Genomic DNA, 20,370 nt, shown 5'->3' on the forward strand with positions numbered 1-20,370 from the left:
CTGGTCGAAGAACAGCTTCGACAACTCCCGCGCGTCCTTCGGCGCGACCTTGGAAGGGTCCTCGATCACCGGAACTTCCACCGTCCGCCCAGCGGTCTGCACGGTCGTCGTCATCATGCGCCCCTCCCCTTCGATCGGCCTCGTCCTCGCCGGTCCATCGTCCGGCAAGCACGCGCCTACCCCGGCCGGCGACCGGTATTCCAAAAACTTCTGTCAGTCTCCGTTCGGCTCTCCGTGGCTCCGTACGACTTCCTTCACCTTGGCCACCGCGAAACCCCAGCCCTGTTCGACGGTCGGCTTGGCCGGAACGGCGATCTCGTCGGGGTTGGTGAGGACGTCGAGCAGGACCGGGCCCGGGCTGCGGAAGGCGCGTCGCACAGCGCTCTCCACATCGGCCGGGTCGGTCACGCGGATGCCGGTGATGCCCATGGCTTCGGCTACGGCGGCGAAGTCGGGGTTGTCGAGCACGGTGCCGAACTCGGGCAGGCCGGCCTGCTCCTGTTCGAGTTTCACCATGCCCAGTCGGCGGTTGTCGAAGACGACGAGCTTGACGGGAAGGCGGTACGTCTTCAGGGTCATGAGGTCGCCCAGCAGCATGCTCAGTCCGCCGTCGCCGCAGAAGGCGACCACCTGACGCTCGCGGTCCAGGCACTGGGCTCCCAGAGCCTGGGGCATGGCGTTGGCCATCGAGCCGAGGTTGTAGGAGCCGATGAGGCGTCGCTCGCCCCGCATCTCGACGAAGCGCGACAGCCACACCGTGGCCATGCCCGTGTCGGAGGTGAAGACGGCGTCATCGGCCGCGATCCGGTCGACGGCCGCGGCCAGCGCTTCGGGGCGGATGTCGTGGGCACGATTGTCCAGCGCGGAGCGGATCCGGCCCACGACGCCCTCGTCGTGCGACGGGTCGGCGAGCCGGGCCTGACCCGTACGCCACTTGTCGAAGCGTTCACGCGCCTTCTCCAGGTGGGAGCGGTCACGTGCTCCCTCGGACCCGGCGGGCGCGGCGGCCAGGTTGTCCAGGAGGTCGCGCACGGTGGCGCCGGTGTCCCCCACGAGCCCGACGTCGACCGGTACCCGGCGTCCGATGTGGGTGGCCTCGGTGTCCACCTGGATCACGGTCCGGCCCTCGGGATACCAGTCCCGGTAGGGGAAGTCCGTGCCGAGCAGCAGGAGGGTGTCCGCGTCCTGGAGGGCCGACGCGGCGGCGGGGTTGCCGATCAGTCCCGTCTGGCCGACCTGGAAGGGGTTGTCGTCGCCTTCGAAGCCCGCCTTGGCCTTCAGTGTGAGCACCATCGGCGCGGCCAGGCGGCCGGCGAGGGTGAGGACGTCCTCGCGAGCGCCACGGGCGCCCTCGCCGACGAGGAGGGTGACCCGTTCGGCGCTGTCGAGGAGTTCCGCGGCACGGCGGACGGCCGGCCCGTCCGGGCGGCTCACCGGAGCGTTCAGGGAGAACCGGGCCGGCCGGTCGGCGGTCAGTTCCCGCTCGCCCACGTCCCCCGGCACGGTGAGGACGGCGACGCCCTTGCGGCCCCGTGCGTGGCGCACCGCCGTCTCGAGCATCTGCGGGAGCTGGTCGGGAGAGGTGATGGTCGCGCGGAACACGGCCACGTCGCTGAAGAGGGCGTCGTTGTCGACTTCCTGGAAGTAGTCGCTGCCGAGTTCGGCGAGCGGTACCTGACCAGCGATGGCCAGGACCGGGGTGTGGCTCTTGGCCGCGTCGTAGAGGCCGTTGAGGAGGTGGACGGAACCGGGCCCTACCGTGCCCATGCACACGCCCAGGGTTCCGGTGAGCTGCGACTGGGCGCTCGCGGCGAAGGCGGCCGCCTCCTCGTGCCGGCAGCCCACCCACTCGAGGCCGTCGGTGGTGCGGATGGCGTCCGTCACGGGATTGAGGGCGTCTCCCACGACGCCGAACACCTGGCGCACGCCGAGTTCGCTCAGCGCGTCCACGATGAAGCGGGCAACAGTACGGGTCACGTGGTCCTCCTGGTCACACGGTGAAACGGTCGGGGTCGGCGGCCTGCCAGTCGGCCGCCCAAGAGGCCGGCGGCTCGGCGAGCAACTGTCCCGGCGCAAGCCACTCGTACAGTTCCGCGTAGGAGCGCTCCGTGCAGGGGTCGACGCGCCGGCGGAGCATGTGCGGACGCAGCTGTGCGGGATCGGTCACGCCCATGGACGCCATGATCTGCAACGCGCTGGCCACCGTCGCTTCCTGGAAACGCCGGACGCGCGCCGTCTTGTCACGGACGTCGAGCGCACGTGCCCGTCGCGGGTCCTGGGTCGTGACACCCGTGGGACAGGTGTTCGTATGGCACCTCTGCGCCTGGATACAGCCGACGGCGAACATCATCGCCCGTGCGGCGTTGCCGTAGTCGGCGCCCTGCACCATGCGTTTGACCAGGTCGGTGCCGGTGGCGATCTTGCCGCTGGCACCGATCTTTATCCGGTCGCGCAGGCCCGCGCCCACGAGGGCGTTGTGCACCGTGTGCAGACCCTCGGTGAGCGGGGTGCCCACGTGATCCGCGAACTCCAGCGGTGCCGCACCGGTCCCGCCCTCGGCGCCGTCCACCACGATGAAATCCGGGGTCGTGCCCTCCTCCAGCATGGCCTTGCACACGGCCAGGAACTGTCGGCGCGAGCCCACACACAGCTTGAACCCGGCGGGCTTGCCACCGGACAGTTCCCGCATGCGGGCGACGAAGCGCACGAGTTCTCGCGGAGTGGAGAACACCCGGTGGTACGGCGGGGAGACCACCGTCCGCCCCTCGGGCACGTCCCGGACGCGGGCGATCTCGGCGTTCACCTTGGCTCCCGGCAGAACACCGCCGATGCCCGGCTTGGCGCCCTGCGACAGTTTCAGGGACACGCACTTGACGTGATCGTGCGCGGCCTTGTCGGCGAACTCGGCGGCGTCGAAATCGCCTGCCTCGGTGCGGCAGCCGAAGTACCCGGTGCCGATCTCCCACACGAGGTCGCCTCCCGGACGGAGGTGATAGCCGGACAGCCCGCCCTCACCGGTGTCCTGGGCGAAGCCGCCGGCCGCGGCACCCCCGTTGAGCGCGAGAACCGCGTTGGCCGACAGCGAGCCGAAGCTCATCGCCGAGACGTTCAGCAGTGCCATGTCGTACGGGCGCCTACAGTCCGGGCCGCCGATACGTACGCGCGGCGGCTCCTCCGGCACCGGGCACGGCGCCATCGACGGGACCAGGAACTCGTGACCGGGCTGGTAGACGTCCTGTTCGGTGCCGTACGGCTCCTCCGCGTCGGTGCCCTTGGCGCGCTCGTAGACGATGCTGCGCACGTCCCGGTCGAAGGGACGCCCGTCGTAGTTCCGCTCGATGAAGTACTGCTGAAGCTCCGGGCGTATGCGTTCCATGAGGAAGCGGGCATGGCCGAGGACGGGATAGTTGCGCAGCACCGAGTGCCGTCGCTGCACCAGGTCCCAGGCGCCCAGCACGCCCACGAAGGCGAGCGGAAGGGCCGCGAACCACCAGAAGGGCGAGATCCCGACCGCCGCGGCCGAAGCCCCGAGAGCGGCCGCCAGAGTCAGGAGGATTATTCCCACGCGTGTCACTCCCAGCGCATTGCCCGGTTTGCGATCTCCATGCGCCACAGGCGGCACCGGACCTGCACGGCCGCAGGGGCCGCGGGAGGGACCCGCCGGGCCCGCGCGTGAGGGTGTCCGTCCCCTTGCCTCCGTGGTGCCTTGCTCACACCTGCCGGGCCCGGTCGCCGGACCTGCGGCCGGCGCCCGGCTCACCGGACCGGGCGGTGGCTCACAGGTCGTCGGCTGAGCCGCCCAGGCCCGTCAGGGCCCCCACCGGGTCGATGTCGGGGGTGCCACGTGGCCACCAGTCGTCCTGGCCGGGCTCCGATTCGTACGGGTACCACAAGCCGTCGCGGCCGTAGCGGAGCTGGACATGGCCGCGGGGGTGGGTGAGGTGGTTGCGCCAGGGGCGGAAGGCCGGAAGGTCGGCGGCGCGCAGGAGGGGGCGGGCCCGGTCGAAGCGGCCGGCGGGCGGGTCCCAGAGGTCTTCCAGGACGGCGAGTCCGTCCGGGCCGCCCTGCCGCCAGGCAGCGACAGCGCGGGCCAGGTCGGCCGGGGTACGGCCGGCGGCGGTGGCGAGAGAGGCGTAGAGGGCGCGGCTCGTGGCGGTCAGCCCGGAGCCTGGGCGGGCCGCGGCGAGCCGTACGGCGTCCTGCCAGAGGGTCAGTTCACCGATCTCGTCGTGGCCGGTGGTGAGCAGCGCGTGGGCGCGGGCGGCCGCGTCGGTGGCGAGCTGGTCGAGGGCGAAGGAGTCCGGGCCGCTCGGCACGGCGGGGTAGGCGGGCGGCTGTCCGGGGTGCTGCGGCGGCGGAAGGGGCGCGGGCAGCGGGGGGAGCCGGCGGGTGGCGAGGGCGTCGGTGGCGCGGACGCCGGGCGCCGGTTCCGGCTCCTGCTCCTGGGCGGCGCGGGCCGCCCGTGCGGCATTGCGGCGGGAGAGTGCGTCGAGCAGCTCGCGTTCGCCCCGGCCGCGCAGCAGGAGCAGCACGAACGGGTCGGCGTCGAGGAGCCGCGCGGTCTGGTAGCAGAGGGCGGCGACGTGCTTGCAGGGGTGTCCGTGGTCGGGGCAGCTGCACTGGGGGGCGAGGTCGCCCGGGCCGGGCAGCAGCGGCACGCCGCAGTCGGCGAGGGACTCCGGCATCTCCTTGTCCAGCAGTGCGGCGATGTGCCCGGGCCGCTCGACCGCGGCGTCCAGGAACCGCTCCCAGTCCTCCTCACCGAGGGTGCGCAGACGCACCTGGACGCGGTACGGACGGGCGCGGCTGCCCTGGACGTACGCCAGGACCAGGCCGGGTGTGACGGTGATGGCGTCCACCTGCCCCCGCTCGGCGTAACCCCGGCCGCGCGCGAGGCGCTTGGCGTCCAGAGCGCCGTCCTCGAGCGCGGTGATCCAGGCGTTGCCCCACCAGGTCTGGGCGAAGCCCCCTGCCGGGCCGGCGGAATGGGGCGGGAAGGCCGCGAAGGTGCGGCGGTGATCGCCGTCACGGGTGGGAGCGGCCATGGAGCGGGGGGCGGGGGCCGGCTCGGGTTCAGGTGGGGGTTCGGGGGCGGGTGGGAGTTCGGGGGCGGGTGCGGGGGCGGGTGCGGGTTCGGGCGTCCAGGAGGACGAAGTCGCCTCCTGGACGGCCTGGCCGGCCGGCTCGGGGGCCTCGACGCTGCCCGCGGTGTCCCCGGTGTCGGTCTCCGGTGGCATCCGGAAGGCGTCCGCGAGGAAGGTGCGTACGTCACGCACGCGGGCGTCGGCGACACGGTCGGCCGGCCGGCCGGCGCTCCCGGTCGCGGCGGCGCGCGCTGTCCGACGCGCGCTCGCGCGGTCCCCCTGCTCCGCCGTTCCCGGCGAAGCCCGCCGCGCCTGTGCGCGGGCCGCGCGCAGGGCTTCACGGGCCACGTCCCCGGGCCGCGCGGCGGACGGGCCCCGGGGCTCGTCCCGTACCGGAGGCACGTCGCTCTCCGGAGATACGTCCGTCCGCGGGGCGTCCTCGCGGACGGCGCTCTCCGGAGATACGTCGGTCGGCGGGGCGTCCTCGCGCGCCCGCGGCGTGTCGGCCGCACGCCGCAGGGCCGCGCGGGCCGCGTCAGCCGGGCGGGACGGGGTGCCTTCGGGCCGGCGCGCGCCCGCCCGCGTGGGTTCCTCCCGAGGCTGCTCCGGGGGCGTCCTCGAAGGTTCCGCGGGTGCCGGGTCGGTGTCCTCCGACCGCCCCCGTGCCGCCCGCAGGGCCCGGCGGACCGCCTCGGCCGGGCTGGTCCCCTGCTCCTCCGCCTCCATCACGCCTCCCTCCGCAGCCTGACCAGGTCGGACAGCTCACGGTCCGTCAGCTCGGTGAGGGCGGACTCGCCGGAGCCGAGGATCGCGTCGGCGAGGGCGCGCTTGACCTGGAGCATCTCGGCGATGCGGTCCTCTATGGTGCCCTCGGTGATGAGGCGGTGGACCTGGACGGGCTGGGTCTGGCCGATGCGGTAGGCCCGGTCGGTGGCCTGTTCCTCCACGGCCGGGTTCCACCAGCGGTCGAAGTGGACGACGTGGCCCGCGCGGGTGAGGTTCAGGCCGGTGCCGGCCGCCTTCAGGGACAGGACCAGGACGGGGGTCGCGCCGTCCTGGAAGCGGTCCACCATGCGCTCGCGTTCGGGCACCGGCGTGCCGCCGTGGAGAAGGTCCACCGGTATCGCGCGGCCGGCCAGGTGGGCGGTGATCAACCGCGCCATGCCGACGTACTGGGTGAAGACGAGGGCCGAGCCGTCCTCGGCGAGCAGGGTGTCCAACAGCTCGTCCAGCAGGGCGAGTTTGCCGGAACGGGCGGCGAGGGTGTCGCCCGTGGCGGGAGTCTGCTCCTTGAGGTACAGCGCCGGGTGGTCGCAGATCTGCTTGAGCGCCCCGAGCAGCTTGAGGACCAGGCCTCGGCGCGCGATGCCGTTCGCCGTCTCGATGACGTGCAGCGACTCGCGCACCACCGCCTCGTACAGCGCGGCCTGTTCGCGGGTGAGCGGGACGGGGTGGTCGGTCTCGGTCTTGGGCGGCAGCTCGGGGACGATGCCGGGGTCCGACTTCCTGCGCCGCAGCAGGAACGGGCGCACCAGGCGGGCGAGGCGCCCGACGGCCTCCTCGTCCTCGCCGTTCTCCACCGCGCGCGCGTGGCGGGCCCGGAAGGCCTTCAGGGGACCGAGCAGGCCCGGTGTCGTCCAGTCCAAAAGGGCCCACAGCTCGGAGAGGTTGTTCTCGACGGGAGTGCCGGTGAGGGCCACGCGCGCGGGGGCGGGGATGGTGCGCAGGGCCTTCGCGGTGGCCGAGTAGGGGTTCTTGACGTGCTGGGCCTCGTCGGCGACGACCATGCCCCACGGCTGCCGGGCCAGGGTGGTGGCGGCCGAGCGCATGGTGCCGTAGGTGGTGAGGACGAAGCCGCCGGTGAGGTCGTCCAGGGTGCGGTCGGCGCCGTGGAAGCGGCGGACGTGCACGCCGGGGGCGAAGCGGGTGATCTCCCGCTGCCAGTTGCCGAGGAGGGAGGCGGGGCACACCACCAGGGTCGGCTCGGGACGGTCCCGGCGGAGGTGGAGGGCGATGAGGGTGACCGTCTTGCCCAGACCCATGTCGTCGGCGAGGCAGCCGCCGAGGCCGAGGGAGGTCATGAGGTCGAGCCAGGCCAGCCCGCGCAGTTGGTAGTCGCGGAGGGTGGCGTCGAGTCCGGCGGGCGGCTCGGCGGGGCGGATTCCGGCGGTGAGGCGGTCACGCAGCGTGGCGAGCGCGCCGACGGGGACCGCCTCGACGGTCTCGCCGTCGACCTCGGCGGTGCCGGTGAGGGCGGCGGACAGGGCGTCCACCGGGTCCAGCAGGCCCAGTTCGCGTTTGCGGGCCTTGCGGACGAGGGCGGGGTCGACGAGGACCCACTGGTCGCGGAGCCGGACGACGGGGCGGTGGGCCTCGGCGAGGGTGTCCATCTCGGCCTCGCTGAGGGGGTCGCCGCCCAGCGCCAGCTGCCAGCGGAACTGGAGGAGGTCCTCGCTCTCGAAGAAGCCCGTGCCGTCGGTCGCGGAGCCCGGCGCGGGCCGTACCACCGCGGCCGCGGTGAGGTCCTGGGCGAGGTCGCGGGGCCAGTGCACGGCGACCCCGGCCGCCGCGAGGCGGGTCGCGGCCACACCGAGGAGGTCGCTCAGCTCCTCCTCGGACAGGGCCAGTACGTCGGGCGTGTCCTGGTCGGCGAGGCGGGCGAGGGGCGCCCAGACGCGGGCGGCGCGCCTCACGGCGAGGGCGGCGTCCACGCGGGCGCGTGCCCCGAAGGCGGCGTCGGCCCGACCCGCCCACAGGGACGCCGCGTCGGTGACGAGGGTCGGGTCGGCGAGACTGTGCACCTGCACGACGGCGGCTCCGGCGCGGCGGGCTCCCTCGCCGTCGTCGAACAGGTCGTACGCCGACAGGTCGAGGCGCAGCGAGATCCGCACGCCCGCGTCCATGCCGGCGGCGACCTCGGCCGCCCAGTCCTGGGCGCCGGGCAGGCGCTGCGGCCGGCGGTCGGCGAAGGGCCTCCCCGACGCGTGGGGCGCGGCGGGGGTGCGGGGCAGGGTGTCGGCGACGGCGTCCAGGAAGGAGCGCATCAGCGCCTCCGGCTGCGGCAGCCGGAGCGGGCCGGGGCCGGGCAGGGGGACGGCGTGGCCCTCGTACGGCAGGGCGGCGGCGACGGCGCGCAGGTGTGCGATGTCCTGCGGTTCGAGCGGGCCGGCCCGCCAGGCGTCGTGACCGGTGGGCGTGAGGCCGGGCAGCAGCCGACCGCCGGCGGCGAGCCGCAGCGCGAGCAGGGCGGCTGCGCCCCAGCAGGCGGTCGCGGGGTGGGCGGCGGGATCGTGCCGGGCGCGGACCAGGAGCGGGAGGGCCGCCTCGACGGGCAGGGACAGTGCGGGGGCCTGTCGGCGGCGGACGGAGCTCCCGTGGCGGCGGACGACGGTCAGCTCGGTGCGGTCGCCGTGCGCCGGGGCGGGCAGCGGGCCGTCTTCCGGGTCCCAGAAGGCGATCCGGCCCTCGCGCGGCAGGGAGGCGGGCAGGAAGACGGCGGCGAGGCGCGCACCGATCGGTTCCGCCGGTTGCCCGGCGACCGCAGTCGTGTCGCTCATGCGCAGTGTCCACCTCCCGCCCGCGTGTCGGATCAGTCGTCTTCGACTCTACGGGCGGGGTCTGACAACCGGCCCCGGGGACCGGGCCGGGGCGGACGTGGTGGGCCGGCGGCCGGGGCCCAGGGGTCCTGTCTAGGGGACGGTGCGCGAGACGACGTACACCATGGGGAAGATCGCGTTCCCGGTGTTCACCACCACGTCCTGCGTGGGCTGGGGGTCCTTCTGCCTGCGGACGAAACCGTAGTAGTCGCCGGGCCGGGAGCCCGGTCCGGCGAACTTCCAGCCGGTGATGCCCCGGTCGCGCTCGCTGATCGTGATGTCGTCCTTCTTCAGGTCGGACCGGCTGTAACCGAGTTCGGCGAGGAACGCGTCCAGGCCCTCGTGGGTGGTCTGGAACTGGACGTAGAGGCGGCTGGTGCGCCAGTTGTTCGTCTCGTAGTAGGCGACCTTGTTGGACGGGTGCGGGACCGGCACCTGGTAGAGACGCTGCTGGACCTTGGACGGCCAGCCCTCGGTGAGGCCGGTCGCCGAGTACTTCGCCTCCTTGTCCTTGCCGCTGTCACGGCTCTGGTTGGCGGAGATCACCAGGTAGCCGGCCGGGACACCGATGAGCAGCCCGATGATCAGCAGGGTGATCGCCCGGCGGCGGATCACATGACCGCGGGTCTCGGGGGGGCGCGACGGCTCGTCCGCGTGCGCGGACTGGTGCGGCAGGGCGGCCGTCATGCGCTGTCTCCGGTGGCGCGGCGGGCGACCTCCGCGAACCGCTCGAAGCGTTCGTAGCGCTCGACGCGACGGCGCTTGGCGCGCCGGAAGCGGCGGGCGACCAGCCGGGCCAGGTCGGCGGCGCCGACCATGCCGGCCTCGGGGCCGAGCTGGGCGCGGACGATGCGGGCCTCGGGACGGTAGCCGCGCCCGGTGAGCTGCCGCTTGAAGGCGTCGCGGGCGGGACCGATGAGCAGGTCGTCGGCGGCGGAGACACCGCCGCCGATCACGAAACAGGACGGGTCGAGGGCGGCCGCCAGGTTCGCGATGCCGACGCCGAGCCACTGGCCGATGTCCTGGAGCAGTTCGATGCACATCGCGTCGCCCTCGCGGGCAAGCTCGGTGATCATCGGGCCGGTGATGTCGCCGATCTGCCCCTTGACGTGCTCGATGATGCCGTACGCCACCGGGGAGTCGGCGGCGGCCAGTTCCTTGGCCTCCCTGACCAGCGCGTTCCCCGAGCTGTACTGCTCCCAGCAGCCGCGGTTGCCGCACGGGCAGCGGTGGCCGCCGGGCACGACCTGCATATGACCGAACTCGCCCGCGACGCCGTACTTGCCGCGCTTGACCTGGCCGTCCTCCAGGATGGCGCCGCCGATACCGGTCCCCAGGGTGATCATCACGAGGTGGTCCTCCCCGCGGCCCGCGCCGAAGCGCCACTCCGCCCACGCGGCGGTGTTGGCGTCGTTGTCGACGAGGACGGGCACCGCGAGGCGGTCGGCGATGCGGTCGCGCAGCGGCTCGTTGCGCCAGGACAGGTGGGGGGCGAACAGCACCCGGTTGCGGTCGGCGTCGACCCAGCCCGCCGCGCCGATGCCCACCGCGTGCACGTCGTGCCGGTCGGACAGGTCCAGGACCAGTTCGACGATGGTGTCCTCGACGACCTTGGGACTCTTGGACTTGTCCGGGGTCTCCGTGCGGACCTTCTCCAGGATGTTGCCGTCCGCGTCGACGACGCCCGCCATCACCTTGGTGCCGCCGATGTCGATCCCGACCGTCGGCACCCGGGGCGCGGTCAGGTGGGAGCGGCGCTCGCGGGTGCCGGTCGTGCGCAGCACGGTGGCTCGGCGGGAGCCGATGGGGGCGGTGAGGTCGCGGTAGGTGCTCATCGTGGCCGATTCTGCCGCACGGGTACCCGCGCTGCCGAACGCGGGAGGCGGGGAGCGGGCGCGCTGTCGGCCGCGGGCTCGTCGTGGCTCGTCGCGCCCGGCGGCCGGGCGCGTGCGGACGCGGCCTTGCCCCCTACGGGGTGCGTTCCAGCTCGTGTCTCAGATCGTCCAGCTCGTTTCCGCCCGCCATCTGGCGTGTCAGCTCGTCCAGGGTGATCGAGTCCCGGGTATGGCTGCCGACCGTCGCGCCCCTCTTCAGGAGCACGAATCTGTCGCCCACCAGGTAGGCGTGGTGGGGGTTGTGGGTGATCAGTACGACACCCAGACCCTGGTCGCGGGCGGCGGCCACGTACTTGAGGACCACGCCGGACTGCTTGACGCCCAGCGCGGCCGTCGGCTCGTCCAGGACGAGGACCTTCGCGCCGAAGTACACCGCGCGGGCGATGGCCACGCACTGGCGTTCGCCACCCGAGAGGGTGCCGATGGGCTGGTCCACGTCGCGCAGGTCGATGCCCATCCGCAGGAGTTCGGCGTGGGTGGTGCGGCGCATGAGATCGACGTCCATGCGCTTGAAGGGGCCGACGCCCTTGCGGGGTTCCGAGCCGAGGAAGAAGTTGCGCCAGACCGGCATCAGCGGCACGACGGCCAGGTCCTGGTAGACGGTGGCGATGCCGCGGTCCAGGGCTTCGCGCGGGGAGGACAGCCGGGTCTCCTCGCCGTCGAGGCCCATGGTGCCGGCGTCGTGTCCGTGCAAGCCCGCGATGATCTTGATGAGGGTGGACTTGCCCGCGCCGTTGTCGCCCAGGACGCAGGTGATCTCGCCCGCGTGGACCTCCAGGGAGACCCCTTCGAGGGCACGGACGTTGCCGTAGTGCTTGCTGACGTCGGACAGCTCCACGAGGGGCGTACGGCTGCCGGTCACTGTCGGCGTCACTTGGTGGCCTCCGCGCGCTTGCGGACCCAGGCGTTGAGCAGGGTCGCGAGGAGCAGCATCGCTCCGAGGAAGAACTTGAACCAGTCGGGGTTCCACTCGGCGAAGACGATGCCCTTGCTCGTCATGCCGAAGATGAGAGCGCCGACCGCCGATCCGGCCGCGCTGCCGTAGCCGCCGGTGATCAGGCAGCCGCCGATGACGGCGGCGATGATGTAGATCAGCTCGTTGCCGACGCCCTCGCCGGACTGGACGACGTCGTACGAGAACAGCAGGTGCTGGCCCGAGATCCAGGCGCCGAACGCGACGCCCATGTAAAGGCCGATCTTGGTCTTCTCGACCGGGACGCCGACCGCGCGGGCCGCGTCCCGGTTGCCGCCGACGGCGAAGATCCAGTTGCCGGCGCGGGTGCGCAGCAGGATCCAGGAGGCCACCGCGACCAGGGCGAACCACCACAGGATCGTGATCTTGAAGTTGACCTCGCCGACGGTCAGCGTGGACGCGAAGACGTCCTGGGCGGTGGGGAAGCCCTCCATGTCGGCGATGGTCTTCGTCGAGACGGTGCCGTCGATCAGCTTGGTGAAGCCGAGGTTCATGCCGGTCAGCATCAGGAACGTGCCGAGCGTGATGATGAAGCTGGGCAGCTTGGTGCGGGTGAGCATGAAACCGTTGAAGGCGCCGATGGCGAGGGTGACCAGGAGCGAGACGCCGACGCCGACCCAGACGTTCGCCGTCATCTGGTAGCTGAACATCGACGACACCAGCGCCGAGGACGTGACCAGCACGCCGGCGGAGAGGTCGAACTCGCCGCCGATCATCAGCAGCGCGACCGGGACGGCCATGATGCCGATCGTCGAGGACGCGTACAGGACGGTGCTGAGGCTGCTCGCGCGCAGGAAGCTGTCGGCGGCGAAGGCGAAGAAGACGAACACCGCGAGGGCGCCGACGACGGAGCCCAGTTCGGGGCGGCCGAGGAGCTTGCGCAGCGGAGAGACCTGGAGAAGCCTCTCGTCCGACGGGAGCGCGCTCACCGGGTGCCCCGCCCGGTGTACCGGGCCAGTTCGTCCGCCTGGTCCTTGGTGATGATCTGCGGGCCGGTCAGGACCGGCTTGCCGCCGCCGAGCACGTCACCGTTGTACCTGTACAGCCACAGCAGGTCGACGGCCTGGTAGCCCTGGAGGTACGGCTGCTGGTCGACGGCGAAGCCGAGGGTGTCGTCCGCCAGGCCGGCGGCCACCTTGGCGTTGAGGTCGAAGGTGTCGATCTCGGCCTTGCTGCCGGCGCCCTGCCTGGCCTTGACGGCGGTGTCGGCGTACGGCGCGCCCAGGGTGACGACGGCGTCGACCGACGGGTCGGCCTGGAGCCTGGCCTCGATCGCGGACTGCACGTCGGGCATGTTGGTGCCGGTGACGTAGAGGTCGGTCACCGTGCCGGTGAAGGTCTTGGCGACGCCGTCGCAGCGCTGCTCGTGGCCGACGTTGCCCTGCTCGTGCAGGACGCAGATCGCCTTCTTCCTCCCGCGCCGGTTCAGCTCCTCGCCGACGGCCTCGCCGGCGATCGTCTCGTCCTGGCCGATGTGGGTGAGCGCCCCGAACGCCTTGGACTCGGCCGAGCCGGAGTTCACCGTGATCACGGGGATACCGGCCCTGCGGGCGCGGGCCAGGGCGGCCTTCATCGCGTCGGGCTTGGCGAGGGTGACGATGATGCCGTCGACCTTCTTGTCGATCGCCGCGTCGACGAGCTGTGCCTGCTGCTGGGCCTCGTCGTCGTGGGAGTACAGGAAATTGATGTTGTCCTTGACTGCGGCCTGCTTCGCCCCGCTCTGGACGATGTCCCAGAACGTGTCGCCGTCGCCCGAGTGGGTGATCATCGCGAAGGTCCAGCGGGGCGTGTTCACCGCCGCCCGGCCCTGCGCGGCCGCGGCCTCACGGGCGTCCTCGGCACGCTTTCCCCCGGTACTGCTGCACCCCGCTAGGGATACGCAGAGCACCCCCGCCAACGCGATCCCTGTCCAGGTCCCAAACCGTGCCACGAGGCCGTGCCCTTCTTGCCGTGCTCTGCCGTACGCGCGCGTCCGGCGTCGCTCCCACCGGACGCAAACGCCCCAGTATCGAACACAGGGATCATGCGTCCGGTGGCCGGGGACCGCGAGTCGGTCGCCTTGTCCGGACATTGCGACCAGGTCGGCTGCCGCGAGGTGCGCGCGCTACGGCCGCACGAGCAGCTGGAACTCGAAGGAGTAGCGGGCCGGGCGGTAGATGTGGTCGCCGAACTCGACCGCGCGGCCCGTGTCGTCGAAGGTGGTGCGCTGCATGGTGAGCAGCGGGGCGCCCTCCGGCTCGGCGAGACGCTCGGCCTCGGCCGCGGTGGCGGCACGGGCGCCGATGGACTGACGGGCGCTGTGCAGGGTGATCCCGGCCGTCCGCATCATCCGGTACAGGCCGGTGGCCTCCAGCTGGGCGGTGTCCAGGTCCAGCAGGCCGGACGGGATGTGGTTGGAGAGGTACGCCATCGGCTCCCCGTGCGCGAGCCGCAGCCGCTCCACTCGGTGCACCTCGCTGCCCTCGGTGACCGCGAGTGCGGCGGCGACCTCGGCGGACGCGGGAACGACGGTGTTGACCAGGACCGTCGTCGCGGGGCGCTGGCCCGCCGCCTCCAGGTCGTCGTAGAGGCTGCTCAGTTCCAGGGGGCGCTTGACCTGGCTGTGCACGACCTGGGTGCCGACGCCCCGGCGGCGGACCAGCAGGCCCTTGTCCACGAGGGACTGGATCGCCTGGCGGACGGTCGGGCGGGACAGGCCGAGCCGGGCGGCCAGCTCGATCTCGTTGCCGAGCAGGCTGCCGGGGGTGAGCGCTCCGTGCTCGATCGCCGCCTCCAGCTGCTGGGACAGCTGGAAGTACAAGGGCACCGGAGAGCTTCGGTCCACACGGAGTTCGAGCTGCACGGTCGGGTCCACCTCTGGTTTCGGCACGGGCCCGAGCGTAGCTCCGTGGCCGGTTGACGGGAAGTCGTGTAGTCCGATTGTCCGGACAAACGCATTGACAGGGCGCGGCATCCGACGTCACCTTGATTCCATGCGCATCGGGGTCATCGGGACGGGCCGCATCGGCACCATTCATGCGAACACACTCAGCCGTCACCGCGAGGTCGGATCCCTCATCCTGACGGACGCGGAACCCGCACGCGCCGCGGAGCTGGCGACGCGGCTGGGCGAGACGGCCGCGCCCGGCGTCGACGAGATCTTCCGGTGGGGAGTGGACGCGGTGGTGATCACCACGGCCACCTCGGCCCACGCCGAACTGATCGGCCGGGCCGCGCGCTCGGGGCTTCCGGTGTTCTGCGAGAAGCCCATAGCCCTGGACCTGGCGGGCACCTTGGCGGCGATCGCCGAGGTCGAGGCCGCCGGAACGATCCTTCAGATGGGGTTCCAGCGCCGCTTCGACGCCGGGTACACGAGCGCCCGCGAGGCGGTGCGCTCGGGGCGGCTCGGGCGGCTGCACACCGTGCGCGCGGTGACCTCCGACCAGTCGCCGCCGTCCGCCGCGTGGCTGCCGGTCTCCGGTGGCCTGTTCCGGGACGCGCTGATCCATGACTTCGACGTACTGCGCTGGGTGACGGGGCGCGAGGTGGCCGACGTGTACGCCGCCGGGTCGGACGCCGGACCCGCGATGTTCCGTGCCGCCGGGGACGTCGACACCGCGGCCGTGGTCCTCACCCTCGACGACGGCACCCTCGCCACGGCCACGGCGACGCGGCTGAACGGCGCCGGGTACGACGTCCGCATGGAGCTGGCCGGTGAACTCGACCAGGTCGTGGTGGGACTCGACGACCGCACGCCGATCGCCTCCACCGAGCCGACCGGGCCTCCGGCCGCCGACAAACCGTGGACCGGTTTCCTGGAACGCTTCGGACCCGCCTACGAGGCGGAGCTGATCGCCTTCGTCGATGTCGTACGGGGTGGAAGGCCCAACCCCTGCGACGGCCGTGAGGCCCTCAAGGCCTTGCGCATCGCCGAGGCCTGCGAGGTGTCGCGCCGGGAGCGGAGGGTGGTGTCGCCGGCGTCGATCCCGGGGGCCACGGGCACGGCGGGAGCGGCGAGGACGCCCGGAGCCACGGGGGCGTAGGGGCGCGCGGGGAACAACGGGGCGGCGGGGCGCCGGACCCACGGGCACGGCGGGGCGCCCGGAGGAGCCACGAGGCGTAGGGGCGGGGGAAAGCGGGGAGCGCCGACCCCACCTGCCGCCGGGGCGGGCGCTAGGCGCCGTCCGGGAGGTCGTACGACCCGTACGTCGGGCGACCTTGCAGGTCGTACGTCTGGATGGAGACCCCCGCCGCGGTGATCCGCCCGCCGGTGTGCCGGAACGCGGTCGGCCGGCTCCCCTCGGCGAAGAGGCGGCGGCCGGCGCCGAGCACCACCGGGAAGGTCAGCAGGTGCAGCGTGTCGACCAGGTCCAGTGCGAGGAGGCTGCCCGCCAGAGCGGCACTGCCGTGCACCTGGAGTTCCCCGCCGGTGCGCTCCTTGAGGGCGGTGATCTCCTTGACGAGGTCTCCGTGGACGGCGGTGGCGCCCGGCCAGACCGGCTCCGCGAGGGGCACGGAGGTGGCCACGTACTTCGGCAGCGCGTTCAGCCTGCCCGCCACCGGGTCGGCCGGGTCGGTCACCTTCGGCCAGTAGGAGGCGAAGATGTCGTAGGTGCGCCGGCCCAGGAGGAAGGCGCCGACACGGTCGAAGACCTCGGTGACGAACCGGCCGAAGTCCTCGTCGCCGTACGGCACGGTCCAGCCGCCCTGTTCGAAGCCGCCGCGAGTGTCCTCGCCGGGGCCGCCGGGGGCCTGGTGGACGCCGTCGAGAGAGACGAAAGCGGTGAGGACGAGCTTGCCCATGGCGGGTGCCCTCCTTTGCTGGTGCTCGGGGTGGGGTCCACTGTCATCAGGTCAGAACCCGTCCCGCCCCGCAACTCATCGCCGACGGCGGCAGTCCCCGGTCCGGGGCGAGGTCGGCGTCCGTTCGCCGCCAGCACGGCCGGTCGTCCGGCGCTGGGATGGACCCATGACGACTTCGGACAAGACCCTGAACGACAAGGTGGCCCTCGTGACCGGCGGCAGCCGCGGCATCGGTGCGGCGACGGCGGTACGGCTGGCGCGGGAGGGCGCGGACGTGGCCCTGACGTACGTCAACGGCAAGGAGGCGGCCGACGGCGTCGTACGGGCCGTCGAGGCCCTGGGACGCCGTGCGGTGGCCCTGCGGGCGGATTCCGCGGACGCCGCGGAGGCGGCCGGCGCGGTCGGGGCGGCGGTGGAGGCCCTGGGCGGGCTCGACGTGCTGGTGAACAACGCGGGGATCGGGGTGCTCGGTCCGCTGGAGGACCTGTCCCTCGCCGACGTGGACCGGGTGCTCGCGGTGAACGTGCGGGGTGTCTTCCTCGCCTCGCAGGCGGCCGCCGGGCGGATGGGCGCCGGGGGGCGGATCATCACGATCGGGAGCTGCATGGCGCAGCGGGTGCCGGGGCCCGGCGGCACGCTGTACGCGTTGAGCAAGTCGGCGTTGGTCGGGCTGACGAAGGGGCTCGCCAGGGACCTGGGGCCGCGGGGGATCACGGCGAACCTCGTCCATCCCGGCCCCATCGACACGGACATGAATCCGGCGGACGGGCCGTATGCGGGGGGCCAGGCCGCGATGACGGCGCTGGGGCGGTTCGGGACGGGGGCGGAGGTGGCGTCGACGGTGGCGTATCTGGCGGGCGCCGCGTATGTGACGGGGGCGGAGTTCGCGGTGGACGGCGGCCACGCGGTGTGAGCCACGGGGGAATCCCGCCCCGTCGCCCCGTCCCGAGACGAGGGCTGCCCCTCCCCGACCCGAGACGGGGGCTGCCCCTCCCCGTCCCGGCCCCCGTCGCCGGATGATCGTCCCGCCGGGGTCGACGACCGGGGCGTAGCCCCTTCCCCGGCCCCCGCCGCCCCCTCCCCGTCCCGGATCGGGTGGCTGCCGTCCAGACCCCCGCTGTCGGCCCTGAACGGGCCTCGTCCAGGAAGGCCGGGCGGGCGGAACACAGCCCGTCCGGGTCGGGTCACGGGGGCAAGGTCCCCAGGGGCGCGGCGAAGCCCCACGGGCGGCGGCGGGGGCGGGATCCGGGTCAGCCGCCCAGTTCCTGGTGCCTCGCCCGGAGGGCAGCCGCGCCGTCCTCCGTCAGGGAGCCGATGAGGCGCAGCCGCGAGATGCCCCCGTCCGGGTAGATGTCCACGCGCGCGTGGGTGCCCACCACCGGGGCGGGGAGGACGAAGCGATGGTTCGTGTCCGGCTGGAGACGCGTGGGAGGGAGGGCCTCCCGCCAGACGCCGTCCTCGCCGTCCCGGACGGACACCGCAGCCCACCCGGCGCTGTTGCCCTTCAGATACGCCGTGTCGACCTCCAGCGCCCGGATCTGCGCGCGTGCCACGAGCCGGTAACGGATCCAGTCGTTGCCCCGGTCCCGACGCCGACGGGTCTCCCAGCCCTCGTCCATCCTGCGGGAGCGTCCCGGCTGGATGGTGTTGGTGGCCGGTGAGTAGAACAGGTTGGAGGCGTCCTCGGCCTGCCCGCCGTTCTCGAGGGCGACCACGTCGAAGGTGCCGAGGACGGCCAGCCATTCGGGGTCCGGGACGACCTCGCCGTGGACGCGGAGCCGGGCGATGCCGCCGTCGGGGTGCTGGTTGACCCGCAGGTGCGTGAAGCGCTGTTCGACCGACACGGCGAAGCCGTTCGCCGCGTGCCCGCCGACCGGGGTGCGCGGGACGAGCGTCGTCCACTTCACGTCGTCGCCGAGAAGGGCCTCGGGCGACGGCGAGCCGGCCACCGAGGTGCCCTCGACCGACACCGCCTGCGGGTGGTTGCCGCGGAAGTGGGCGGTGTCGACGACGATCCCGCGGATCACGCCGGGCGCGCCGAGCCGGACCAGGGCCCAGTCGTGGTCGTCGGGCGCCGGCCACGGGTGCTCGGCGGAGACGCCCCGGCGCCGGCGGGTCTCCCAGCCGTCCATGACCTTGCCCTTGTGCCCGAAGTGCTCGGGGTCGAACTCGGCGGGTCCGGGCAGCAGCAGATTCTCCCGCTGGGCGAAGAACTCGTCGTTCGCGGCGATGACGGCGGCGCCGAGGTGCCGGTCGGCGAGATCGGCGTACCGGGTGAAGGGGAAGTCGGCGGTGCGGAAGTCCGCGTACGGGTCGCCGCCGCCGTAGGGGTTCGCGTCGCCGGTGAAGCCGGGAATCGCGGTCACGGTGATCAGGGGTTCCTTTCGGGGGTCGGCCGCGTGCGGGCGGGTGCGGGGTGGGTCAGCGGGCGCGGGTGAGGAGTCGGCCCCTGGGGGCGGTGAACTCGCCGTCCGCGACGATGCGTTCACCGCGCAGCCAGGTGGATCTCACCACGCCGTGCAGGGTCCTGCCGGCGTAGGCGGTGACCCGGTTGCGGTGCTGGAGTGCCGCCGGGTCGACGGTGAAGGTCTCGTCGGGCGCGAGGACGGCGAAGTCGGCGTCGCGGCCCGCCTCGATGGCGCCCTTGCGGTCGAGGCCGACGAGTGCCGCCGTGTGCGTCGACATCCAGCGGACGACGTCCTCCAGTCCGTGGCCGCGCCGGCGGGCCTGCGTCCAGACGGCGGCGAGGCTGACTTGCAGGCCGGAGATACCGCCCCAGGCGGTGGCGAAGTCACCGGTCTTGAGGTCGGCGGTGGACGGGGAGTGGTCGGTGACCACGCAGTCGATGGTGCCGTCGGCCAGCGCCTGCCACAGGAGGTCCTGGTTGGCGGCCTCCCGGATGGGCGGGCAGCACTTGAACTCGCTGGCGCCGTCGGGTACTTCCTCGGCGGTGAGAGTGAGGTAGTGCGGGCAGGTCTCGACCGTGACGCGCACGCCCTCGGCCTTCGCGGCGGCGATGAGGGGCAGCGCGTCGCTGGAGGACAGGTGCAGGACGTGCACGCGCGCGTGGAGGCGTTTCGCCTGGGCGACGAGTGCGGCGATGGCTGTGCTCTCGGCGTCGCGCGGACGGCTGGCGAGGAAGTCGGCGTACCTGGGTCCGCCCCGCCGGGGGGCCGCATCGAGGTGGTGCGGGTCCTCGGCGTGCACGATGAGCAGACCGTCGAACCCGGTGATCTCGGCCAGCGAGCGGGCCAGCCGGTCCTGGTCGAGGTGGGGGAACTCGTCCACGCCGGACGGGGAGAGGAAGGCCTTGAAGCCGAAGACCCCGGCTTCGTGCAGCGGGCGCAGGTCCTTGACGTTGTCGGGCAGGGCGCCGCCCCAGAAGCCGACGTCGACGTGCGCCTTGTCGGCGGCGACCCCCCGCTTGGCGCGGAGGTGGTCGACCGTCGTGGTCGGCGGGACGGAGTTGAGGGGCATGTCGACGAGGGTGGTGATGCCGCCGGCCGCCGCCGCGCGGGTGGCGGTCCAGAAGCCCTCCCATTCGGTGCGGCCGGGGTCGTTGACGTGCACGTGCGTGTCGACGAGGCCGGGCAGCAGGACGTCGTCGCCGAGATCCTCCAGGCGGGCGCCGGACGGTATGCCGACGTCGTACGGGAGTACGGCCGTGATCGTGCCGGCGGACACCGCGACCGAGGCGGCGCGTGTCCCTTCCGGAGTGATGACGCGCGTCGAGCGCAGCACCAGTTCGGCGTCGGACACCCGGACCCCTCTCTGCCGCCGTTCACTTCGGGGAGACGGGGGGCCGGGACGCGCCCGTGGGAGCCGTCCCGCGCAACCTCCGCCCGCAGAATTCAACGTTCTGTTGAAGGAGTCTTCACCTCCGTCCACCGTGCCGTCAAGGCCCACCTCCCACAGTGCACCCACCGTCGCCTGTCTGGACGTTTTCACCACGTGAAATTAGAATTCCGGCAAGCAGAACGCAGCTACGCACCGGCTCGGTGTCGATCGACCGCCGGGTAGGCTTCAGCCCTTCCTGCCAG

15 protein-coding genes and 1 pseudogene are annotated in these 20,370 nt (G+C 72.9%); 2 read left to right on the forward strand and 14 right to left on the reverse strand.

Annotated elements, in window-relative coordinates:
* From ACZ5Y0_RS24030 to ACZ5Y0_RS24080, 11 genes and pseudogenes are all read right to left on the reverse strand, one after another.
* Positions 1–135 (reverse strand): annotated as a pseudogene (locus ACZ5Y0_RS24030) (RNA polymerase sigma factor SigF); the annotation flags it as partial.
* A gap of 78 nt (positions 136–213) precedes the next feature.
* Positions 214–1,977 carry a thiamine pyrophosphate-dependent enzyme gene (locus ACZ5Y0_RS24035; protein WP_469130736.1) on the reverse strand — a complete coding sequence of 588 codons (1,764 nt, stop codon included), beginning with the start codon at positions 1,975–1,977 and terminating at the stop codon, positions 214–216.
* 13 nt (positions 1,978–1,990) lie between these two features.
* Complete coding sequence (locus tag ACZ5Y0_RS24040; protein ID WP_469130737.1) at positions 1,991–3,574, reverse strand: FMN-binding glutamate synthase family protein; 1,584 nt, start codon at positions 3,572–3,574, stop codon at positions 1,991–1,993.
* 202 nt (positions 3,575–3,776) lie between these two features.
* Positions 3,777–5,810, reverse strand: a complete 2,034-nt coding sequence (locus tag ACZ5Y0_RS24045) for an SWIM zinc finger family protein (protein WP_469130738.1) — start codon at positions 5,808–5,810, stop codon at positions 3,777–3,779.
* Positions 5,810–8,641, reverse strand: coding sequence for a DEAD/DEAH box helicase (locus ACZ5Y0_RS24050; RefSeq protein ID WP_469130739.1), 2,832 nt, complete (start codon positions 8,639–8,641; stop codon positions 5,810–5,812). Before ACZ5Y0_RS24050 ends, ACZ5Y0_RS24045 begins: the two co-directional genes overlap by 1 nt.
* A gap of 132 nt (positions 8,642–8,773) precedes the next feature.
* A complete protein-coding gene (locus ACZ5Y0_RS24055; RefSeq protein WP_469130740.1) occupies positions 8,774–9,367 on the reverse strand; it encodes a sugar kinase in 594 nt (197 codons plus the stop codon).
* A complete protein-coding gene (locus ACZ5Y0_RS24060) occupies positions 9,364–10,515 on the reverse strand; it encodes an ROK family glucokinase (RefSeq protein ID WP_469130741.1) in 1,152 nt (383 codons plus the stop codon). Before ACZ5Y0_RS24060 ends, ACZ5Y0_RS24055 begins: the two co-directional genes overlap by 4 nt.
* A gap of 133 nt (positions 10,516–10,648) precedes the next feature.
* Entirely contained in the window at positions 10,649–11,479 is an 831-nt protein-coding gene (locus ACZ5Y0_RS24065; RefSeq protein ID WP_469130862.1) for an ATP-binding cassette domain-containing protein, read from the reverse strand.
* Entirely contained in the window at positions 11,446–12,477 is a 1,032-nt protein-coding gene (locus ACZ5Y0_RS24070) for an ABC transporter permease (protein WP_469130742.1), read from the reverse strand. Before ACZ5Y0_RS24070 ends, ACZ5Y0_RS24065 begins: the two co-directional genes overlap by 34 nt.
* Positions 12,474–13,478: a sugar ABC transporter substrate-binding protein gene (locus ACZ5Y0_RS24075; RefSeq protein ID WP_469130743.1), complete on the reverse strand. Its 1,005-nt coding sequence runs from the start codon at positions 13,476–13,478 to the stop codon at positions 12,474–12,476. Before ACZ5Y0_RS24075 ends, ACZ5Y0_RS24070 begins: the two co-directional genes overlap by 4 nt.
* 174 nt (positions 13,479–13,652) lie before the next feature.
* Positions 13,653–14,390, reverse strand: a complete 738-nt coding sequence (locus tag ACZ5Y0_RS24080) for a GntR family transcriptional regulator (RefSeq protein ID WP_469130863.1) — start codon at positions 14,388–14,390, stop codon at positions 13,653–13,655.
* A 130-nt stretch (positions 14,391–14,520) separates the two neighbouring features.
* Here ACZ5Y0_RS24080 and ACZ5Y0_RS24085 point away from each other — a divergent pair, with 130 nt between their 5' ends.
* A complete protein-coding gene (locus tag ACZ5Y0_RS24085) occupies positions 14,521–15,570 on the forward strand; it encodes a Gfo/Idh/MocA family protein (RefSeq protein ID WP_469130744.1) in 1,050 nt (349 codons plus the stop codon).
* A 130-nt stretch (positions 15,571–15,700) separates the two neighbouring features.
* Here the strand turns inward: ACZ5Y0_RS24085 and ACZ5Y0_RS24090 are convergent, their stop codons facing one another.
* Complete coding sequence (locus ACZ5Y0_RS24090) at positions 15,701–16,330, reverse strand: dihydrofolate reductase family protein (RefSeq protein ID WP_469130745.1); 630 nt, start codon at positions 16,328–16,330, stop codon at positions 15,701–15,703.
* 166 nt (positions 16,331–16,496) lie between these two features.
* Between ACZ5Y0_RS24090 and ACZ5Y0_RS24095 the strand changes: the two genes are divergently transcribed.
* The gene (locus ACZ5Y0_RS24095; RefSeq protein WP_469130746.1) at positions 16,497–17,243 is read left to right on the forward strand and encodes an SDR family oxidoreductase; all 747 of its coding nucleotides are present in this window, start codon (positions 16,497–16,499) and stop codon (positions 17,241–17,243) included.
* Positions 17,244–17,580: 337 nt separating this feature from the next.
* On the opposite strand, the gene alc is transcribed toward ACZ5Y0_RS24095, so the two are convergent.
* Together alc and allB are read right to left on the reverse strand one after the other, a co-directional pair.
* Positions 17,581–18,696: an allantoicase gene (gene alc / locus ACZ5Y0_RS24100; RefSeq protein ID WP_469130747.1), complete on the reverse strand. Its 1,116-nt coding sequence runs from the start codon at positions 18,694–18,696 to the stop codon at positions 17,581–17,583.
* 55 nt (positions 18,697–18,751) lie between these two features.
* Positions 18,752–20,089 carry an allantoinase AllB gene (allB, locus tag ACZ5Y0_RS24105; RefSeq protein ID WP_469130748.1) on the reverse strand — a complete coding sequence of 446 codons (1,338 nt, stop codon included), beginning with the start codon at positions 20,087–20,089 and terminating at the stop codon, positions 18,752–18,754.
* Positions 20,090–20,370: the final 281 nt, after the last annotated feature.

The sequence above is a fragment of the Streptomyces sp. NPDC033216 genome (assembly GCF_055577115.1).

Excerpts from the sequence above, each read along its gene's own strand:
- ACZ5Y0_RS24045 (WP_469130738.1), bottom strand. The coding sequence starts at position 5,810 with ATGGAGGCGGAGGAGCAGGGGACCAGCCCGGCCGAGGCGGTCCGCCGG.
- ACZ5Y0_RS24050 (WP_469130739.1), bottom strand. The coding sequence starts at position 8,641 with ATGAGCGACACGACTGCGGTCGCCGGGCAACCGGCGGAACCGATCGGT.
- ACZ5Y0_RS24055 (WP_469130740.1), bottom strand. The coding sequence starts at position 9,367 with ATGACGGCCGCCCTGCCGCACCAGTCCGCGCACGCGGACGAGCCGTCG.
- ACZ5Y0_RS24060 (WP_469130741.1), bottom strand. The coding sequence starts at position 10,515 with ATGAGCACCTACCGCGACCTCACCGCCCCCATCGGCTCCCGCCGAGCC.
- ACZ5Y0_RS24085 (WP_469130744.1), top strand. The coding sequence starts at position 14,521 with ATGCGCATCGGGGTCATCGGGACGGGCCGCATCGGCACCATTCATGCG.
- ACZ5Y0_RS24090 (WP_469130745.1), bottom strand. The coding sequence starts at position 16,330 with ATGGGCAAGCTCGTCCTCACCGCTTTCGTCTCTCTCGACGGCGTCCAC.
- ACZ5Y0_RS24095 (WP_469130746.1), top strand. The coding sequence starts at position 16,497 with ATGACGACTTCGGACAAGACCCTGAACGACAAGGTGGCCCTCGTGACC.